Source organism: Arsenophonus nasoniae DSM 15247 (genome assembly GCF_000429565.1).
Classification (GTDB): domain Bacteria; phylum Pseudomonadota; class Gammaproteobacteria; order Enterobacterales; family Enterobacteriaceae; genus Arsenophonus; species Arsenophonus nasoniae.
The window spans coordinates 1-1,284 of record NZ_AUCC01000261.1 but is presented as its reverse complement, the minus strand read 5'-3'; the positions used below and the strand labels follow the sequence as shown (position 1 = coordinate 1,284).

The window sequence follows — 1,284 nt, the reverse complement described above, 5'->3', positions numbered from 1 at the left end:
TCATACGAGCCAGCAACAGCAGGACTCGGGCGCTGATCAGTAACACTACGCCCGACAGAATAATTTATTTGCATGGGTTATTTGGCCTTAGTGTTTGAAGCAACTACCTGTTTATCTTTAGAGTTTTTCGCTTCAATATATAAACTTTCTATAGCTTTCAAAACAGAAATACGAGGATCAGAATTTTTACCAGATAAAAGCCTACTGATTGATGGCTGACTAATACCTGTTTTTTGTTGAATTTGTATTTGAGTTAAACCTGAATTAATTAAGTATTCAATCATATTTTTGGGTGCCATTTTTCACATTTCCTCACATCATTAAATTCATCTATGAATTTATATTAATTCAATATTAAGTTGAAATCCATATTAAAATATTCATATATAAATATTCATCTATGAATAGCGGGGAAATTATGATAACCACAACTGACAGACTGATAAGAAATATACAAGTGCTAATGAAAGAGAGGGATATAGAAAATGTCACAGAATTAGCTCGTAGAACAAGAATACCACAGCCAACGATGCATAGATTAATTTCTGGAGAAATTAAAGAGCCTAAATATGCATTATTAAAACAGGTAGCATCTTATTTTAATATCCCAGTTAGCGAACTAGTCGAAAAAGATATAGGAAGTAGTAAATTATCAAGCAATGTACTAAAGGCCGAAGAAATATTTCAATTTAAAGCAATCCCAGTTTTAGGCAACGCACAATTAGGTAGTGAAGGTTATTGGGAAGAACTGGAATATCCTATAGGTTATGGTGACGGATATATAAATTGGCCAACAAAGGATCCTGATGCGTTTGCTCTAAAATGTATAGGAGATTCAATGAAACCAAGGATAAAAAACGGAGAATATGTAGTTATTGAACCTAACCATACTTATTTGCCCGGAGATGAAGTTTTCATTACAACATCTGAGGGAGAAGCTATGGTTAAAACTTTCCTTTATGAAAGAGATGGGGTAATCGTTGTGATCTCAATAAACGAAAATCACCCCCCTCTCCATTTTGATATAAATAGAATAGAAAAAATACTTTATGTTGGAGGAATCGCTAAACCTTCTCTATATGATTGTTTATAGAGTTTTTTTTGTATTAATCCATCAAATCATAATTTTTTAGCCTTAATAATTCAAATATGAATTGACATGATGGAGAAATTCAATTATAAATTATATGGAAATAAAAATTCAGTTAAATATAAATAACTACCAATACGCTCTTTAACAATTTAGAAAGTCGGAATGTACAGCGCGTTATGTCTGTATGAGTG

General features: G+C 31.9%; 2 protein-coding genes. One reads left to right on the top strand and one right to left on the bottom strand.

Going from position 1 to position 1,284, the window contains the following annotated elements; translation table 11 throughout:
- Positions 1-77: 77 nt before the first annotated feature.
- Positions 78-299, bottom strand: coding sequence for a helix-turn-helix transcriptional regulator (locus G468_RS22000; RefSeq protein ID WP_051297207.1), 222 nt, complete (start codon positions 297-299; stop codon positions 78-80).
- 119 nt (positions 300-418) lie between these two features.
- Here G468_RS22000 and G468_RS0118180 point away from each other — a divergent pair, with 119 nt between their 5' ends.
- Positions 419-1,093: a S24 family peptidase gene (locus G468_RS0118180; RefSeq protein ID WP_026824170.1), complete on the top strand. Its 675-nt coding sequence runs from the start codon at positions 419-421 to the stop codon at positions 1,091-1,093.
- Positions 1,094-1,284 lie beyond the last annotated feature (191 nt).